The 18,616-nt window shown below is 66.9% G+C and carries 15 protein-coding genes and 1 pseudogene; 11 read left to right on the plus strand and 5 right to left on the minus strand.

Translation table 11 applies throughout. The annotated features are described in order from the left end of the window. The first annotated feature begins 81 nt into the window (after positions 1-81). From C1707_RS19180 to copD, 11 genes are all read left to right on the plus strand, one after another. A complete protein-coding gene (locus tag C1707_RS19180) occupies positions 82-339 on the plus strand; it encodes a hypothetical protein (RefSeq protein ID WP_101712424.1) in 258 nt (85 codons plus the stop codon). Positions 340-420: 81 nt separating this feature from the next. Continuing rightward, entirely contained in the window at positions 421-1,647 is a 1,227-nt protein-coding gene (locus tag C1707_RS19185; protein ID WP_101712425.1) for a TolC family protein, read from the plus strand. Beyond that, positions 1,644-3,176, plus strand: coding sequence for an efflux RND transporter periplasmic adaptor subunit (locus C1707_RS19190; protein ID WP_101712426.1), 1,533 nt, complete (start codon positions 1,644-1,646; stop codon positions 3,174-3,176). Before C1707_RS19185 ends, C1707_RS19190 begins: the two co-directional genes overlap by 4 nt. Further along, positions 3,173-6,343, plus strand: a complete 3,171-nt coding sequence (locus C1707_RS19195; RefSeq protein ID WP_101712427.1) for an efflux RND transporter permease subunit — start codon at positions 3,173-3,175, stop codon at positions 6,341-6,343. Before C1707_RS19190 ends, C1707_RS19195 begins: the two co-directional genes overlap by 4 nt. 181 nt (positions 6,344-6,524) lie before the next feature. After that, positions 6,525-8,876: a heavy metal translocating P-type ATPase gene (locus C1707_RS19200; RefSeq protein WP_101712428.1), complete on the plus strand. Its 2,352-nt coding sequence runs from the start codon at positions 6,525-6,527 to the stop codon at positions 8,874-8,876. Positions 8,877-9,430: 554 nt separating this feature from the next. Then, entirely contained in the window at positions 9,431-12,115 is a 2,685-nt protein-coding gene (locus tag C1707_RS19205) for a TonB-dependent receptor (protein ID WP_101712429.1), read from the plus strand. Positions 12,116-12,163: 48 nt separating this feature from the next. Continuing rightward, on the plus strand, positions 12,164-12,892 hold the full coding sequence (locus C1707_RS19210) for a PepSY domain-containing protein (protein WP_101712430.1): 729 nt from the start codon (positions 12,164-12,166) through the stop codon (positions 12,890-12,892). Positions 12,893-12,902: 10 nt separating this feature from the next. Beyond that, the gene (locus tag C1707_RS19215; RefSeq protein ID WP_101712431.1) at positions 12,903-13,619 is read left to right on the plus strand and encodes a PepSY domain-containing protein; all 717 of its coding nucleotides are present in this window, start codon (positions 12,903-12,905) and stop codon (positions 13,617-13,619) included. Next, complete coding sequence (hutC, locus tag C1707_RS19220; protein WP_101712432.1) at positions 13,619-14,365, plus strand: histidine utilization repressor; 747 nt, start codon at positions 13,619-13,621, stop codon at positions 14,363-14,365. The genes C1707_RS19215 and hutC overlap by 1 nt, the downstream gene beginning before the upstream one ends. A 212-nt stretch (positions 14,366-14,577) precedes the next feature. Further along, complete coding sequence (copC, locus tag C1707_RS19225) at positions 14,578-14,937, plus strand: copper homeostasis periplasmic binding protein CopC (RefSeq protein ID WP_101712433.1); 360 nt, start codon at positions 14,578-14,580, stop codon at positions 14,935-14,937. A gap of 2 nt (positions 14,938-14,939) precedes the next feature. Beyond that, the gene (gene copD, locus C1707_RS19230) at positions 14,940-15,863 is read left to right on the plus strand and encodes a copper homeostasis membrane protein CopD (protein ID WP_101712434.1); all 924 of its coding nucleotides are present in this window, start codon (positions 14,940-14,942) and stop codon (positions 15,861-15,863) included. 19 nt (positions 15,864-15,882) lie between these two features. On the opposite strand, the gene C1707_RS26435 is transcribed toward copD, so the two are convergent. From C1707_RS26435 to C1707_RS19250, 5 genes and pseudogenes are all read right to left on the minus strand, one after another. Further along, a complete protein-coding gene (locus tag C1707_RS26435) occupies positions 15,883-16,269 on the minus strand; it encodes an acyltransferase family protein (RefSeq protein WP_145998338.1) in 387 nt (128 codons plus the stop codon). A 100-nt stretch (positions 16,270-16,369) separates the two neighbouring features. Continuing rightward, positions 16,370-17,056: pseudogene (locus C1707_RS27220) on the minus strand (acyltransferase family protein); the annotation flags it as partial. Between the two features lie 39 nt (positions 17,057-17,095). After that, positions 17,096-17,668, minus strand: coding sequence for an RNA polymerase sigma factor (locus C1707_RS19240; protein ID WP_240633746.1), 573 nt, complete (start codon positions 17,666-17,668; stop codon positions 17,096-17,098). Beyond that, complete coding sequence (locus C1707_RS19245; protein WP_101712436.1) at positions 17,665-18,105, minus strand: periplasmic heavy metal sensor; 441 nt, start codon at positions 18,103-18,105, stop codon at positions 17,665-17,667. Before C1707_RS19245 ends, C1707_RS19240 begins: the two co-directional genes overlap by 4 nt. Before the next feature lies 1 nt (position 18,106). Then, on the minus strand, positions 18,107-18,394 hold the full coding sequence (locus C1707_RS19250) for a hypothetical protein (RefSeq protein WP_101712437.1): 288 nt from the start codon (positions 18,392-18,394) through the stop codon (positions 18,107-18,109). Between the last annotated feature and the right edge of the window lie 222 nt (positions 18,395-18,616).

Genomic DNA, 18,616 nt, shown 5'->3' on the forward strand with positions numbered 1-18,616 from the left:
CCTCGCGTGTCCGCGTCTCGTCACGTCCGGGATCCGAGCGCCGCCTTTGGCGGCCCTTCGAACCTTTTCAGGACGATCAAAATGCAAATCTCCAAGACCCTGGCCGCCGCCCTCGCCGCGGCCGCCCTGACCGCCATCGCCGGCTCGCCGGCCCTGGCCTCGCCGTCGAAAGAGGCGGGCTTCACCTATCGCGCCTCGCCCGCGGCGGCGAACCCCAAGGACGTCTTCCGTCACAACATCAGGGTCGCCGCGCCGGAGGCCAAGACCGAGATGGCGATGAAGAACTGCGGCTGCCCGATGATGAAGGCGCCCGCGTCAACCTCCGCTCACGGCGGCTAAGGCGGCCCGAGCCCGGCGGGATTTCCCGCCGGGCTCCACGCCCCTCGTCCGTCCTCACCTTCCACCGTGATCGGAACCCCGATGCGTATCGCCATCACCCTGGCCGCGAGCCTGCTCGCCGGCGCGGCCCATGCCGCGCCCCTCACCTACGCCCAGGCCCTCGACGCGGCCGCCGCCAACGCCCCGGCCCTGCGCGCCGCCGCCCTTCAGGTCGAAGCCGCCAGGGCCTCGGCCAAGGCTGCCGGCGCCCTGCCCGACCCCAAGCTCGCCCTGGGTCTCGACAACTTTCCGGTCTCGGGCCCGATGGCCGGACGGTTCGGGTCCGACGAGATGACCATGGGCAAGATCGGCTTTAGCCAGGACATGCCCAGCGCCGCCAAGCGCCAGGCGCGGATCGGCCGCGCCCAGGCCGACATCGCCGCGGCCGGCGCCGAGGGCGCGGTCGAAGCCCGCCAGGTCCGTATCGCCACGGCGCTGGCCTGGATCGACCTGCTCTACGCGCAGCGCAAGCTGGCCGCGCTGGACGGCGTGATCGCTCAGCTGGCCCCGCTATGGACCGCCGCGCCGTCCGGCGTCGCCTCGGGTCGGTCCAGGCCGGCCCAGGCGCTGGAGGCGGCGCAGATGCGCGCGGCCCTGGAGGATCGTCGCAGCGAGGCGGCCTCGGCGCTGGGCCGCGCCCGCGCCATGCTGACGCGCTGGACGGGGGACGCCGATCCCATGGCCAGCGGCCCGGCGCCCGATCTCGACATCGCCCCCGCCGACCTTCGGGCGGCGATCGACCGTAACCCCACCGTGCTGGCCAGGGACGCCGCAGCGCGCCAGGCCCGGGCCGATGTCGACCTAGCCAAGGCCGACAAGCGTCCCGACTGGAGCTGGGACGTCGCCTACCAGAGACGGGACCCGATGTTTGGCGACATGGTCTCGGCCGGGGTCAGCATCAGCCTGCCGCTCTGGGGCAAGAGCCGCCAGGATCCGATGATCGCCGCCCGCGCCGCCAGCGCCGGCCGCGCCGACGCCCAGCGCGAAGACGCCCGGCGCGCCCTGGCCGCCCAGCTCGAAGCCGATCTCGCCGATCACGTCATGCACCATGAGCAATGGCTGCGCGCGCGCGACACCTTGCTGCCGCTCGCCAAGCAGAAGGCCGACCTGGAGACCGCCGCCTATGGCGCCGGCGCGGCGGGCCTGCCCGACGTGCTGACCGCCTTTGCCGGCATGGCCGACGCCCAGCTCACCGCTCTCGATCGCGAGGCCGCCGTCGCCATCGACGCCGCCCGCCTGACCCTGACCTACGGAAGCGACGCCCAATGACCCCGCCTCTCTCGATGAAGGTCCTGCTCGGGAGCGCCGCGGCCCTGGTCGTGCTGGCCGGCGCCGGCGGCTACGGCCTGGCGCGCCTGACCGCCAAACCCGCCTCGACGGCCGCCCCGGCCGACGCGCGCAAGGTGCTCTACTGGTACGACCCGATGGTCCCGGCCCAGCACTTCGACAAGCCCGGCAAGTCGCCGTTCATGGACATGCAGCTGGTCGCCAAATACGCCGACGAGGTCACTGCGACCGGCCCCGCGCCGGGCGTCAGCATCGATCCGTCGGCCACCCAGAACCTCGGCATGCGCCTGGCCACCGCGGAGGAAGGCATGCTCACCGGAGGGCTAACGGCCACCGGAACCGTCGACTTCAACCAGCGCGATGTCGCCGTGGTCCAAGCCCGCAGCGGCGGGTTCGTACAGCGGGTCTATGGCCGCGCGCCTGGCGACGTCATCACCGCCGGCGCGCCGCTGGCCGACCTGCTGGTCCCCGAATGGGGCGGCGCCCAGGCCGAGTACCTGGCCGTCCGCCGCACGGGCGATGCGGCCCTGACCGCCGCTGCCCGCCAGCGCCTGAGGCTGCTGGGCATGCCCGACGGCGTGGTCGCCGGCCTCGATCACGACGGCCGGCCGCGCACCACGATCACCATCACCGCGCCGCTGGGCGGGGTCGTCTCCAAGCTCGACGTTCGGGCCGGCATGACCGTGGCGACGGGCCAGACCCTGGCCGAGATCAACGGCCTCTCCAAGGTCTGGATCACCGCCGCCGTGCCCGAGGCGCAAGGCGGCCAGCTGCGTCAAGGCCAGAGCGTGAGCGTGACCCTGGCGGCCTATCCGGGCGAAACCTTGCGCGGGACGGTCCAGGCCGTTCTTCCGCAGGTCCAGGGCGACAGCCGCACCCTGCAGGCACGGGTCGAGCTGCCCAACCGCGACGGCCGCCTGAAGCCTGGCATGTTCGCCACCGTCGCCTTCGACGGCGGTAGGCAAGCCGCCCTGCTGGTTCCGTCCGAGGCGGTGATCCGCACCGGCGCGCGCAACGTGGTGATGCTCGCCGTGGAGGGCGGCCGCTTCCAGGCGGTGGAGGTCCGAACCGGCCGCGAAGCCGGCGGCCAGACCGAGATCCTGCAGGGCCTGTCGCCTGGCCAGAAGGTCGTCGCCTCGGGCCAGTTCCTGGTCGACTCCGAGGCCAGCCTGGCGGGTCTGCAGGTCCGCCCGCTGCCGCCGCCCAGTCCGCCCATGCCGTCGGACATGATGACCATGGCCAAGCCCATGACACCCGCCAGGTCCATGGCGCCGGCCAAGCCCGCCTTGTTCGAAGCGACCGGTCGCGTCGAGCAGATCGGCCAGAGCAGCGTCACCCTCTCGCATGGTCCGGTGCCGGCGCTTGGCTGGCCGCCCATGACCATGGCCTTCCGCGCCGACCCGATGCTGCTCAAGGGCCTGAAGGTCGGCGACCAGGTCAGCTTCGGCTTCGACCAGCCGCCCGCCGGAGCAACGGTGCGGCGCATCGCCAAGACCGGAGGCGCGCAATGATCGCCGCCCTGATCCGCTGGTCGGTCGCCAACCGCTTCTTCGTGCTGCTGGGCGCTTTGGCCCTGATCGTCGCGGGCGGTCTGGCCGTCCGCTCGACCGCGATCGACGCCCTGCCTGATCTTTCCGACACCCAGGTGATCATCCGCACCAGCTATCCGGGCCAGGCCCCGCAACTGGTCGAAAACCAGGTCACCTATCCCCTGGCCACCACCATGCTGTCGGTGCCCGGCGCCAAGACCGTGCGCGGCTATTCGTTCTTCGGCGACAGCTTCGTCTACGTGATCTTCGACGACAAGACCGACCTCTATTGGGCCCGCTCGCGGGTGCTGGAATATCTCAACCAGGTCCAGTCGCGCCTGCCTGAAAGCGCGCGGCCGGCGCTGGGCCCGGACGCCACCGGGGTCGGCTGGGTCTACGAATACGCCCTGGTCGACCGCACCGGCGGCCATGACCTGAGCCAGCTTCGCTCCCTGCAGGACTGGTTCCTGCGCTATGAGCTCAAGACCCTGCCGGGCGTGGCCGAGGTCTCGGCGATCGGCGGCATGGTCCGCCAGTACCAGGTCGTGCTCGATCCGCAGAAGCTGGCCAGCTACGGCGTCACCCACCAGGCGGTCATCGCCGCGCTGAAAGGCGCCAACGCCGAGGCCGGCGGCTCGGTGCTGGAGCTGGGCGAAGCCGAGTACATGGTCCGCGCCACCGGCTATCTGAAGACCCTCGAGGACTTCCAGGCTGTGCCGCTGAAGACCGCGGCCGGCGGCGTGCCGGTGCGCCTGGGCGACGTGGCCACCATCCAGGTCGGCCCGGAGATGCGGCGGGGCGTGGCCGAACTGAACGGCCAGGGCGAGGTCGCTGGCGGCGTCGTGATCCTGCGCTCGGGCGAAAACGCCCGCACCACGATCGCGGCGGTGAAGGCCAAGCTGGCCGAACTGAAGAAGAGCCTGCCGCCCGGCGTCGAGGTCGTCACCACCTATGACCGATCGGCCCTGATCGACCGCGCCGTCCACAACCTGACCGGCAAGCTCCTGGAGGAGTTCCTGGTCGTGGCCCTGGTCTGCGCCCTCTTCCTGGGCCATCTGCGCTCGGCCCTGGTGGCGATCCTCTCCCTGCCGCTGGGGGTTCTGGCCGCCTTCCTGGTGATGAAGAGCCAGGGCGTGGACGCCAACATCATGTCGCTGGGCGGCATCGCCATCGCCATCGGGGCCATGGTCGATGCGGCCGTGGTGATGATCGAGAACGCCCACAAGAAGCTGGAGCGCTGGGCGCACGAACACCCCGACCAGCCGCTGGACGGCGAGACACGCTGGAAAGTGATCACCGAGGCCGCCGCCGAGGTGGGGCCGGCGCTGTTCTTCAGCCTCCTGATCATCACCCTGTCGTTCATCCCGGTCTTCACCCTGCAGGCCCAGGAAGGCCGCCTCTTCCGCCCGCTGGCTTTCACCAAGACCTACGCCATGGCGGCGGCGGCGATCCTGTCGGTGACCCTGATCCCGATCCTCATGGGCTATCTGATCCGCGGCAAGATCCCCGACGAGACGGCCAATCCGATCAATCGCGCGCTGACGGCGGCCTATCGCCCGCTGCTGGACCGGGTGATGCGCCGTCCCAGGACCACGCTGGTCGTCGCCCTGCTGGCCTTCACCACCACGGCCTGGCCGCTGGCCCATCTGGGAGCCGAGTTCATGCCCAACATGGACGAAGGCGACCTGCTCTACATGCCTTCGGCCCTGCCGGGCCTGTCGGCGGCCAAGGCCGGCGAACTGCTCCAGCAGACCGACCGGATGATCAAGACCGTGCCGGAAGTCGAGAGCGTGTTCGGCAAGGCCGGACGGGCCGAAAGCGCCACCGACCCCGCGCCGCTGGAGATGTTCGAGACCACCATCCGCTTCAAGCCGCGCGACCAGTGGCGGCCGGGCATGACGCCTGACAAGCTGGTCGCCGAGCTGGACCAGCGGGTGCGCGTCCCGGGTCTCACCAATGTCTGGGTCCCGCCGATCCGCAACCGCATCGACATGCTGGCCACCGGCATCAAGAGCCCGATCGGGGTCAAGGTGTCCGGAGCCAGCCTCGCCGAACTCGATCGGATCGCCCAGGAGGTCGAGCATGTCGCCAAGGACGTGCCCGGCGTCAGCTCGGCTCTGGCCGAGCGCCTGACCGGCGGACGCTATGTCGATGTCCGCATCGACCGGGCGGCCGCCGCGCGGTTCGGGCTGAACATCGACGATGTGCAATCGATCGTCTCGGGCGCGATCGGCGGCGAGACCATCGGCCAGACGGTCGAGGGCCTGGCCCGCTATCCGATCAGCGTCCGCTATCCACGCGAACTGCGGGGCAGCCTGGAAGGCCTGCGCGCTCTGCCAATCCTCACCCCGAGCGGCGCGCAGATCACCCTGGGCAGCGTGGCGGATGTCCGGATTGCCGACGGCCCGCCGATGCTCAAGAGCGAGAACGGCCGGCCGACGACCTGGGTCTATGTCGACGTTCGGGATCGCGATCTGGCCTCGGTCGTCGCCGACCTGCGACAAGCGGTCGACCGGAAGGTGCGGCTGTCGCCCGGCGTCAGCCTCTCCTATTCGGGTCAGTTCGAATATCTGCAACGCGCCGCCGACCGGCTGAAGATCGTCGTCCCGGCCACCCTGCTGATCATCTTCGTGCTGCTGTACGTGATCTTCCGCCGCTTCGACGAGGCGGGACTGATCATGGCCACCCTGCCCTTCGCCCTGACCGGCGGGATCTGGACGCTGTACCTGGCGGGCTTCCACCAGTCGGTGGCCACCGGCGTTGGGTTCATCGCCCTGGCCGGGGTTTCGGCCGAGTTCGGAGTGGTGATGCTGATCTACCTCAAGCACGCCATGGACGCCCTGGGGCCCAACCCGACGCCAGACCAGGTCGCAGCAGCGGTACGCGAAGGCGCCCTGCTGCGCGTGCGGCCCAAGGCCATGACCGTGGCGGTGATCCTGGCGGGCCTGGCGCCGATCCTCTGGGGCCATGGCGCGGGCTCGGAGGTCATGAGCCGCATCGCCGCTCCGATGATCGGTGGCATGCTGACCGCGCCGCTGCTGTCGATGTTCGTGATCCCGGCCGGCTACTTGCTGCTGCGTCGGCGTGGCGGCCGAGCCAAGCCTTCCGGCAACGAGACCCCGCCCCGCCTCCTAGGCTCAGGTGTCTGATCTTGCCGCTCACAAAGCCAAGGCCAATCATCGCCGGGGCGCTCCCCAATCCTTCCCTGGCGGCGGGATACGTCAGCCTGCCTGTCAACTTCGGCCAAGCTTGAGAAATATTCACCCGCCATGAGGGGATCGCCTGATCGCCGCGTATCGTATCAGAAGGCCTAGGCATTGGAGCGTATGGATGAGCGGTTCACACCCCCACCACGAACACCCTCACGAGACCTCGGCCCAGGCAGTCAAGGATCCGGTCTGCGGGATGGAGGTCGACCCGCAAACCGCGGCCGAACACCGAGCGTTTGAAGGCCAGACCTATCACTTCTGCTCGACCGGCTGCGCGCGCAAGTTCGACGTCGAGCCTGCCCGCTATGCCGGTTCGCTTCGCGCGGAACCCAACCCCGAGACCGCCGCCAAACCCGCCCCAGCCGGCGCGATCTACACCTGCCCGATGCACCCCCAAATCCGCCAGGTCGGGCCTGGCAATTGCCCGATTTGCGGCATGGGCCTGGAACCGGTGACGGCGAGCGCCGAGAACGGTCCCAACCCCGAACTGCGCAGCATGACCATCCGTTTCTGGATCGGCTTGGCGCTGGCCGCACCGGTGTTTGCGCTGGAGATGGGCGGCCACGTGGGTTTGATGGCCCTAAACCTCTCCCCCCATCTGTCCAACTGGATCCAACTAGCGCTGGCGACACCGGTCGTCCTGGGGTGCGGCTGGCCGTTCTTCGAGCGCGGCGCGCGCTCGCTCATCACCCGCCAGCTCAACATGTTCACCCTGATCGCCATGGGGATCGGCGTGGCCTGGGCCTACAGCGTGGTGGCCACCCTGGCGCCCGGCCTCTTTCCTGCAGCCTTCCGCCGCTCCGACGGCTCGGCTCCGATCTATTTTGAAGCCGCTGCGGTGATCACCGTCCTGGTTCTGTTGGGACAGGTGATGGAGCTGCGAGCGCGCGAGAACACTTCCGGGGCCATCAAAGCGCTGCTCAACCTTTCCCCCAAAACCGCCCGCCGCGTGGTCGGCGAAGACGATATCGAGGTCAAGGTCGAGGACATCGAAGTCGGTCACCAGTTGCGTGTCCGCCCCGGCGAAAAGATCCCCGTCGATGGCCATGTCGAGACCGGCGAGGCTTCCGTCGACGAAGCCCTGGTCACCGGCGAGTCCATGCCCGTCCACAAAGCCCAGGGCGACAAGGTCATCGGCGGATCGCAAAACAAGACCGGCTCGTTCGTGATGGTCGCCGACAAGGTCGGATCCGACACCCTGCTGGCTCAAATCGTCTCCATGGTCGCCGAAGCCCAGCGTAGCCGCGCGCCGATCCAGCGGATGGCCGATCGCGTGTCTGGCTGGTTCGTGCCTGCGGTGATCTTGGTGGCTTTGGTCGCCTTCGTGGCCTGGGCGATCTTCGGACCGCCCCCGAGCATGGCCTTCGCCTTGGTCTCCGCCGTGTCGGTGCTGATCATCGCCTGTCCATGCGCCCTGGGACTGGCCACGCCCCTCTCCATCATGGTCGGGGTGGGGCGCGGAGCCAGCGCAGGCGTGCTTATCAAGAATGCCGAGGCGCTCGAACGCTTCGAGAAAATCGACACCCTGGTGATCGATAAGACCGGCACCCTGACCGAAGGTCGTCCGGCGGTGACGCAGGTTCGCCCCCTGCCCGGCTTCACTGAAGATGAGATCCTGCAACTGGCCGCCAGCCTCGAGCGCGCCAGCGAACACCCCCTCGCCGACGCTATTGTTCGGGCAGCGGCTCAACGCGACCTGCCGCTCCAGCAACCCGAGGATTTCGACTCTCCCGTTGGCAAGGGCGTCCTGGGCAAGATCGACGGCCGCCCCATGGCCATCGGCTCCTCGCGGTTCCTCGACGAGCAAGGCATCTCCACTGAAGCCCTGACCGCTCAGGCCGACGCTTTGCGACGCGACGGCGCCACCGCGATCTTCGTCGCCATCGATGGCGCGGCCGCAGCCGTGCTGGCGATCGCCGATCCGATCAAGCCGACCACTCAGAGCGCCGTCGCCGCCCTCAAGGCCCAAGGCTTGCGGATCGTCATGCTGACTGGCGACAACCGTACGACCGCCCAGGCCGTCGCCAAGAGCCTGGGAATCGACGAGGTCGAAGCCGACGTGCTGCCTGAGGAGAAGGCCGCTGTCGTCAACAAGCTGCGCGCCGAAGGCCGCAAGGTCGCCATGGCCGGCGATGGGGTCAACGACGCCCCTGCCTTGGCGGCGGCGGAGGTCGGCGTGGCGATGGGCGCTGGCTCGGACGTGGCCATCGAGAGCGCCGGCGTCACCTTGCTGCACGGCGATCTTGAGGGACTGGTAAAGGCCCGCCACCTGTCGCGCGCGGTGATGGGCAACATCCGCCAAAACCTGTTCTTCGCCTTCGCCTACAACGTCGCGGGCGTGCCGGTCGCGGCCGGTTTGCTCTATCCGGTCTTTGGCTGGCTTCTGTCGCCGGCGATCGCCGCCGCGGCCATGGCGCTGTCTTCGGTCAGCGTGGTTGGAAACGCGCTGCGACTTCGAGCGGTCCGTCTCTAGGCGCTCACATCATTTTTTGAGGGGGCGGCCCAAGCGCTGCGTATCCCTCTACTGAGAAACGGGTGCGACGGACCTGATCCGTCCGCAACCCGGCTCTCTCGTAATAATAATTGTGTGTAGCGACGAATATTTCGGCGCATGAATAGTCATGTCAAAACAATGTCTGACATTGTTTGCGAATAAACTCGAATCTAATCGACATTCGCGCCATGATTGATGAGATTTAATTCACATATTTTCGCGATAATGCGCGCACAAAATCTGATCAAACGGAATCAAAATTGTAAGCCGATACAAACCATCCACTCGAATAATTCGACGCTGGAAAAATAACCATCAGGCGACAGATATAATCTGAAATGTTGTGAATTTTTCAGCGTAATCCCGGAAAAAACACCAACCCTTCCCGAGAAACGCTGAATTTCGGGAATATTATGCCCTCGAATTTTCCCCATTATGTATATACATAGCTTGACGCGATGAGGGCTCGATCCCGAGCATGTTTCCGTGCCGCCACCGTTGGGCGGGATCGGAAACACGAGGGGGATCAGTCGATGAACTGGCATTTCAAGCGGGCGCTGCTGGCTGGCGCCATGGCTACGGCGTCGTTCAGCGGATGGGCGGCGCAAGCTCAGGAGGCCAGCAACGTCGAAGAAGTCGTCGTCACCGGAACCCGGATCAAACGCCAGGACATCAGCGGCGTCGGGCCAGCAACGGTGATTTCGCAGGAGCAGGTCGAGCGCTCCGGCGTCAACAACGTCGAAACGCTCCTACAGCGCCTGCCGGCCTCGGCCGGCAACGCGGGCAACCAAACCAACGCCTACTGGACGGGCAACGGCTACGGCACCGCGCAGGTCAATCTTCGGGGCCTGGGCATCAATCGCACCTTGACCCTGATCAACGGCCGTCGCGTGGTCAACGGCGGCACAGGCGCCAATAGCGCGCCCGACCTGAACATGATCCCGACGGCGATCATCGGCCGCATCGACGTTCTGAAAGACGGGGCCTCGGCCATCTACGGCGCCGATGCGGTCGCCGGGGTCGTCAACATCGTCACGCGCACGAACGTCGAAGGCCTCACCCTGACCGGCAAGTACGGCGTCACCGACGAAGGCGACGGCGACGAATACGCTCTGGACGCGCTGTGGGGCATGCACAGCGACCGCGGCTCGGTCACCGCCGCGATCACCTGGCAGAAGACCGAAGCGGTCAACCTGGCCAGTCGCGCGCCCTGCGGTCTGGGTGAGGTCGGCGGGGCGCTGACCTGCGTGTCATCAGCCTCCACGATTGGTGGACGCGCGGTCCTGCCCAACGGCCAGCAGATCAATTTCAACCAGACGCCCGGCGGCAACGGCAATTTCTACGAGCCCTACAGCGCCGCCAAGCACAACTTCAATTCCAATCCCTTCCTCAACGCCGTCAGCCCCATTGAACGCTTCAGCACAGCGCTGCTGACCGACTACAAGCTGAACGACAAGGTGACGCTGTTTGGCGAGGCGTTCTTCACCCATCGCCAAAGCCATCAGATCGCCTCGCCCGGCACCCTGCGCAACCTGGCGATCTCGGCGACCAACCCGACCAACCCGACCGGGCAGAACATCACGCTCGTGCAGCGGCGCCTGGCCGAACCTGGCCCGCGGATCTTCTCCCAAAGCGTCGACACCTACCGCTTCGTGGGCGGCGCCCGCGGCGAACTGGGCGGCGACTGGAGCTGGGAAGCCGCCGCCAACTGGGGTCGGACGACCGGCGTCGACGGCATGACCAATATCGCCAATCTCGAACGGGTGGCCAACTCGATCAATCCGGCGATCTGCAGCACCACGCCGGGCGCGGCAATTCCCTGCGCCGACTATCTTGGCGCGGGAGATCTGACGCCAGCGGCTCTGAAATACATCCTCTTCAACTCGCGCGACACCGGCGGCAACGAGCAACGCAGCATCACGGCCGATGTCTCCGGCTCGCTGCTGACGCTTCCGGCCGGCAAGCTGAGCGTCGCCGCCGGCGTGGTCTATCGCGAGGAAAAGGGTTGGCGCGACCCCGACGCCCTGACCGTGCTGGGCATCGCCAACACCAACCAGCAAGACCCGATCTCCGGCCAGGTGTCGACCAAGGAAGCCTATGTCGAGCTGTCAGCGCCGTTGCTGGCCGACCTACCCATGGTCCGGACGCTCGAACTCAACGGCGCCGTGCGCTACTCCGACTATGAACTCTTCGGCTCGAACGAGACCTACAAGGTCGGGGTCAATTGGGGCGTCGTGGAGGGCCTGCGGCTTCGGGCGACCTATGGAACCGGCTTCCGGATCCCTAGCGTCCCGGAGCTGTTCGGCGGGGTCGCCGAAGGCAACTTGACCACCACCGATCCCTGCAGCCGCTATGGTAGCAGCACCAACGCCACCCTGGTGGCCAACTGCCGGGCCAGCGGCGTGCCGGCCAACTATGTTCAGCTCGGCAACACCGTGCTGACCACCGTCGGCGGCAACAGCGCCCTGCAGCCGGAAAGCGCCAAGACCCTGACGGTCGGCGCGGTCCTGCAACCGGCCTTCATCCCCAAACTGTCGGTCACGGTCGACTATTTCGACATCAAGATCTCGGACGCCATCCGCTCGATCCCGGGCTCGACGAAGCTGGCGGTCTGCTATGCCTCGGTCAATCTGAGCCACCCGTTCTGCGGCCCGGCCAACTTCACCCGCAGCACCCTGACGGGCGAGATCAACTTCCTGTCTTCGCAGCCCTCCAACGCCGGGCGCGAGCAGATGCGTGGCGTCGACATCGGCGTCCGATACGATTTCGACGTCCGGGGCCTGGACGCCAGCATCGACTGGAACACCACCTATCTGGACAAGTACGTGATCACGCCGTTCCAAGGCGCCACCCCGATCGTCTTCGACGGCCATATCGGCGGCGGCAACGGCGGCTATCCTCACTGGCGATCCAGCCTCAACGCCTCGCTGCAAAGCCCGCGCTGGTCGGCCAACTATTCGGTGCAGCTGATCGGCAAGGCCACCGACTTCAACGCCGCGCCCACCGACATCGGCTACCGCTCGCCCAATGTCTTCTACCACAACGCTCAGTTCGCCTATCGCCTCGGAACCCGCGCGGGCCTGACGGTCGGGGTCGACAACCTCTTCGACAAGAAAGCGCCCTTCATCAAGAGCTGGACCGACGGCAACACCGACACCATGACCTACGACCTGCTGGGTCGTCGCGGTTACCTCAAGCTCACCTATCATTTCGACTAATCAAAGGGGACCGTCGGCCAAGCCTAGCTTGGCCGACCACATTCGATCATGGCCAACAAAAAGAAACCGGCGATCCGCTGGCCAGCCCTGGCCCGCAAAACCCACAAATGGCTCGCGCTGATCATTGGCGTTCAAGCGCTCTTCTGGATGCTGAGCGGCCTCTACATGACCGCCGTCCACATCGACATCATCCACGGCGACGCCCTAGTGCGCCCCGCCCCCGTGACGCCGATCGATCCATCCAGCGTGCGCGATCCAAGCGAGATATTGAGTCGCTACCCGGCGGCCAGCACGATCAAGCTCGATACTCAGCTTGGCGCGCCGGTCTTTGTCGTCGGCGAAGGCAAGCAGCGCACACTCGTCGATGCGCGTTCAGGCCGCCCGCTGTCGCCGCTGGATCGCGCGGCCGCCGAGGCACGCGCCCGGGCGCATTACGCCGGCGCGGGTTCAATCGTAAAATCCGATCTGCTCAGCGTCATTCCTAGCGAGATCAAAGGCCGCCCCGCGCCCATCTGGCGGATCGAGTTCGCCGGGCGCTGGCGCCCGACGCTCTACATCTCTCCCCAGACCGGAGAGCTGGTGGCCAAACGCCACGATCTTTGGCGCGCCTTCGACTTCGTGTGGATGTTCCACATCATGGACTACGAGGCACGGGTCGACGTCAACAACCTGCTCCTGCGCACCGCAGCCTGGATGGCGGTGGCCACCTCGCTCACGGGAGCCTGGCTCCTGATCTTCAGCTTCCGTCGCAAGCGCCGTGTGCGCAAACTCGCCTAAGGGGTGACCTGTGTTTCTGATCCGCACCCTGCACAAATGGTTCGGCCTGATCCTTGGACTGCAATTTCTGCTCTGGTCCATAAGCGGGGCGATGATGGCCATGCTCGACGCCAAGAAAGTCGCGGCCGAGAGCAGTGAGCGCGCGCCGCCTTCGCTGGCGCGTCCCCACACGCCCATCGCGCTCGCATCCCTGGCCCAAACCCTCGAGGCGCCCATCCTGCGCGCCCGGCTTCGCCCGCTGGGCGAACAGTATGTCTACGAGATCGAAACGCCGATCGATCTGCGCCTGTTTGATGCGACCACCGGCGCCCCCGTCACCATCGACGCCCCGCGCGCAAAAGCCCTGGCGCAAGGCAGCTATGCCGGCGTTGGCGTCCCGACTTCCATCCAGATCGTCGAAAAGCCCAGCGGCGAAGTCCGCGGCGTGCCGCTGCCGGTCTGGCGGGTCGGATTTGATGACCTTGAGCATACCGCGCTCTTTGTCGATCCGCGCACGGGATCGATCCATCACCGGGTCAACGACACCACCCGAACCTGGAACCTCTTTTGGATGATCCACATCATGGACTACCCCACGGGCGCCAGCTTCAATCACCCCTTGATCATCACCGTCGCCACCGGGTGTCTCTGGCTGGCCCTGAGCGGTTTCATCCTGCTGTTCCGCAGCTTCCGCCGGCAGGATTTCGCCTATGTCCTGGACCCCATCGACAAGCTGCGAGGTCGCTGATGCCCGCTCCGCCCGCTTCCTTGTCCGCCTCGGCCGAAAGCCTTCACGGGCGCATCAAGGCCGATATCGCCGAGAAGATCCTCTCGGGCGCCTGGCCGCCAGGGCACCGCATACCGGCCGAGCACGAACTCATGCGCCGGTTCGACTGCTCGCGGATGACGGTCAGCAAGGCCCTGTCCAAGCTCGTCGACAGCGGCCTGATCGTCCGCAGGCGTCGCATGGGCACCTTCGTCTCCAGACCCAGGATCCATTCCGCCGTCCTGGATATTCCCGACATCCAGGCCGAGGTGCGCGCTCGCGGACAGGTCTACGCGTACATCCTGCTTAGCCGCCGCATTCGGCCCGTCACGCGGCGGGAGGCTCTCGAATTCGACCTTCCCGAGACCTGCGAGGTCCTGCTGCTTAGCTGCCTGCACAAGGCCAATGATCGTCCGTTCGCCCTGGAAGAGCGGCTGATCAGCCTGGACGCCGTGCCCGAAGCGCAAGGCGTGGAGTTTGCCGTCATGCCCCCAGGCACCTGGCTGCTGCGAACGGTCCCATGGACGGAGGCCGAGCACCGCATCAGCGCGGTGGCGCCGACCAGAGCCGTAGCCCAGGCGCTGCACCAGGATTCGACGAGCGCCTGCTTGCGCCTGGATCGCCGCACCTGGCGCTCGGGCGCGGGCGTGACCCATGTCAGCCTGCTCTTTCCAGGCGACGCTTTTGATCTGGTCGCACGCTTCACCCCAAACTCGGCTCATCCCTGAGGGCCATCGCCCTGCCCCAGATCGCGGCGGGAAACACCATCGTCGCCGGAGCCACGGCGCTGTGATCGGTCAACGGCCGGGCTAACGCCAGGCGCCTGCGCCCGTACCCGATCAGGCTTCGGCATCGGCCGGGGACGCGATGGAAACTTGAGGGAGATCAAGCTGGCCTGCGTAGAGATTCACGCAAGCCAACCTCCCAGAGGATCCCTCTTATGTCCCTGCGCTACACCTCGCTGATCGCCGCCGCGGCGATGACCCTCATCGCCGGCCAAGCCAGCGCCCACGCCAAGCTGGTGACGTCCAATCCGGCGGCCGACGCCACCATCGCCGCCCCCAGCACCATCATCCTGACCTTCAACGAAACCCTGGTGCCGGCCTTCACCTCGTTCGAACTGGCCAAGGCCAGCGGCGGCGCCGTGAAGGTCAAAACCACCGTGGCGGCCGACAAGAAAACGGTCACCGGCGTCCCCGCCGGCAAGCTCTCGCCGGGCGTCTACAAGGTCAGCTGGCACGCGGCCGCCTCGGGTGATGGGCACCGTATGGAAGGTTTCTTCAACTTCACCGTGAAGTAACGATGGAACCGATTGTCGACGTTCTACGGCTCGCCCAGTTCGCGGCCGCATTCGTCCTCACCGGCGGAGCGCTTTTTGCGCTCCGCTCCCTTCCCGCCCATGGCCCCGTGAGCGCCTCGGCGCTCGGATGGCCGCGAACCCTGCTGATCCAATCGGGCGCCGCGCTGGCGCTACTGTCCGTGGCCGGGCTCATAGCCCAAACCGCCATAGTCGCCGGATCCCTGGCTACGGTCTTCGAGCCTGAGACCGTCAAAGCCGTCCTCACCAGCATGGACATGGGTCCAGCCTCGGTCATTCGCGCCCTGTCGGCGCTGCTTGCCGCCGTCGCCCTCTTGTTCATGCCCTCCCGAGCCGGCTTTGCCGCGGCCCTGGCGCTTGGTCTCATCGCCACGGCCAGCTTCGCCTGGATGGGCCATGGCGCAGCTAGCGAAGGCCCGGGGGCGATGCTGCATCTCATTGCCGATATCGTTCACCTCGTCGCCGCGGCGGCCTGGATCGGCGCCCTGGCGATCTTCGCCCGCATGGCGTTTGAACGGCGCCGCTCGCCCGAAAACACCCAGGCGTTTCACAACGCCCTGGAGGGCTTTGCGGGTCTTGGATCGGTCATTGTCGCGCTGCTGATCGGGACCGGGCTGGTCAATAGCTGGTTCCTCGTCGGCCCGGCGGGCCTGCCGGAACTCGTAACCACGCCTTACGGCAAACTTCTGCTGCTGAAGCTTGGCCTTTTCATCGCCATGCTCGGCCTGGCCGGCGCCAACCGCCTCCACCTGACCCCTGCGCTCAAGGCGGCAAAAGACGATCCGGCGCGCACCGCAGCGGCCATCGCGGCCCTGCGCAGCAGCCTGATCCTGGAGGCCGGCGCGGCCATCGCCGTCCTGGCCGCCGTCGCCTGGCTTGGCCGCATGAGCCCGATCACGGGCCCATGACGGCTCGCCGAGCCCGTCGTCAAATGACGGGCTCGGCGTCGGCCTCGCCGACCGGACGCCGCGCGAACGGGTCCCGGGCCCGCAGCCAGTCCCGGGCAGGTCGCTCCACCAGATGATACACAGCCATCGACACGACCAGACACACGCCAAACACCCCGATCCAGGCCAGCCAGGCCCTGCCCCCGGTCAAGCCGGGCGAGAGACGGTCCAGCAAGTGAAAATAGGCGATGTCGATCGGCAAGTGCGTCATGTAGACCGCATAGGAAACCTCGCCCAGATAGACGAGCGGCCGGGCCGACATCACGCCCTGAACCGATCCCTTGGCGGCCTCGGCCAGGAAAAAGATCAAGGCCGCCAGAGCTGGCCAAATCACCAGATCGCTGAGCCTCAAGCTCGCCACCGCCACGATCCAGCCCGTCGCCGCCAGCCGCCCCGGTCATCGCCCAGCGCCGCGCGATATGGGTCGAAAGACCCAGCCGATGCAGCGCCGCCCCCATCAGGAATGCCGGCACGATCCGCGCGAGCCCCCCTTGGGCGGTCATGTCCGTGAGCAGCAAACCCCTGGCCTGCGTGGCCAAGAACAGAGCCCCGAACACCACAAAACTCAGTCCGACCAGCACCAGCGGACGACGCCGCAGCCGGATCGACACCGCCGCCGCCAGCGGAAAGAACAGATAGGCGAACCACTCAGCCGAGATCGACCATGAGGGAAAGTTCCACTGCACGGTGGGCGTCGTCCCCCAGGCGTGGATCAGCAGCAGATGCTGAGGGATGACCCTTGGATCAAAAGCCACCGGATCGAACCGCGCGCCCAACCTCAGCGCCGCCAGCCAGATGAGGATCGTCGCGCCCAAGGTCACCAAGTGAACCGGATAGACGCGCGCGAGACGCGCCCACAGGAACGAACGATAATTGAAGCGCCGGTGCTCCACAGCACGGGTGTAGACGTGGCTGAAGATGAAGCCCGACAGGATGAAAAACAGATCCACCCCCAGATAACCCTTGGCCACCAGGCCTGTGTGCCCGAGCCCAAGGTCGAGATGGTTCCGGAAGTGGTAGACCAGAACCCACAGCGCCGCGCAGATGCGCAACGACGTCAGCGGGCGAATGTCGCTTGGATACACGGTTTGCTTCCCCCGTTTCGAGAACGGCGGCAGGCTTTGGACGCCCTGGCCGCGTAGACCGCTACGCACGCGCGACGGCGTTCCCTCGTCGGGGAGGATCGAAAAATGTCAGTGTTCGCCGAGCAACTCGGCTAGGCGCTTGCGCGCGCGGTAGGCGCGGGTCTCGATCGTCTTGATGCTGACGTCGAGGATCTTGGCCGCTTCCTGCTGAGAAAACCCATCAAGATAGGTCAGGATCAACGGCTCCTTCAGGTTGGTCGGCAGGCTCGCGATCGCCGCCTCGAGCCGACCGGCCTCCTGCGCCTCCAGCATCGTCGTCTCAGGGCCAGGCCCCGCGTCGGCGTAGTCTGGCGAACCGGGCGCATCGATCGAGCGCTCTCCCATCACCAGACGGCGAACCAGCAGTCGGCGCCCTCGATCGCGACACTTGTTGAGCGCAATAGCGCGCAGCCAGGCAGGAAACGGCCGCGCCGGGTCGTAGCGTCCAAGCGCTCTCCAGGCCGCAACGAAGGTCTCCTGGACGACATCTAGCGCGGCGTCGGCGTCGCCGACATGGCGGCGCGCAAACACAAACAGCGCCCCCTTGTGGCGGCGCATCAACTGGCTGAACGCTCGTTCATCTCCTTCGGCGGCGCGACGCGCTAACGCGCTGTCGTCGTCCGCCTTGCTCGGCTCGGTCACGTCGCGTCGTTCGTCAGAGCTTCGGTGACACGACGATCGAAGGTCTTGGCCTGTTCAGGCGTCAGCACCGTACGCATTTCCAAAACGTGCTGCACAGTCTCCTTTTGCAGCTCCCCCATCGCCACGTGGAAGCGCTCGACCGCAGCAACGACCTCCGGCGAGTAGCTGTGCTTGCTCTGAATGGCGGCGGCCAGCTGAGCATTGGCCGCCCGCAACTCGGCCTCACGCGCTTTGCGCCGAACCGAGAAATCCTGTTCCAGCACCTCCAGGCGCTTTTCCTGATCGGGGCTGAGCTTTAGTTCATGGTGGACGATCTCATGCACCGAGCCGGGCGCGCGCCGATCCAGCAGGCGGGTGGTCCCAAGCCAGCCGCCCAACAGACCCGCGACCAGAGCCAAAACCACCGTCAGCGCGGCGCCGCGTGAAAAGCTCGGCATCTCAGTGCCCGCCCAGCAGGGTGGACGGGGCCAGCTTGGCGTCAACCGAGAACACCGAAATCTCCGGCGCCGGCCGCTCGGCCGCGCTGGCTGCCAGACGCCCGCCCACCAAGCCCAGTCCCAGCGCCCCGACCAGGGAGGCAGCCCGCAGAGGCATCATCATGCGTGAAGCGACACGACGGCCGCGGATCGCCTCGATGCGCTGCCAGACCTGCCCCTCCAAGCCGTGGAGACTGGGATGGGGCTGGCGCGACAGCGCCGCCAGCTTTTGATCGAGATCATTGCTCATGTGCCGAACCCTTGGCTTTCATCTGTATCTACGCAGGCGTGGGAACTTCCCCTCACGCCAAACGTGGTTTCTGCGCCAGGCCGCGCCTGAGCCGTTGGCTCAAGTATAGCCTTTCGATCCGCCCAGGTTGAGACGACTAAATTCGCCCACTCCTGGACTGACGCCAGCGCGCCGTCGCCGACCAGCCCCGGAGCGGGTCCCAGATTTCAGACGGCCCAGCGT

It is taken from the genome of Caulobacter flavus, assembly GCF_003722335.1.
GTDB lineage: Bacteria > Pseudomonadota > Alphaproteobacteria > Caulobacterales > Caulobacteraceae > Caulobacter > Caulobacter flavus.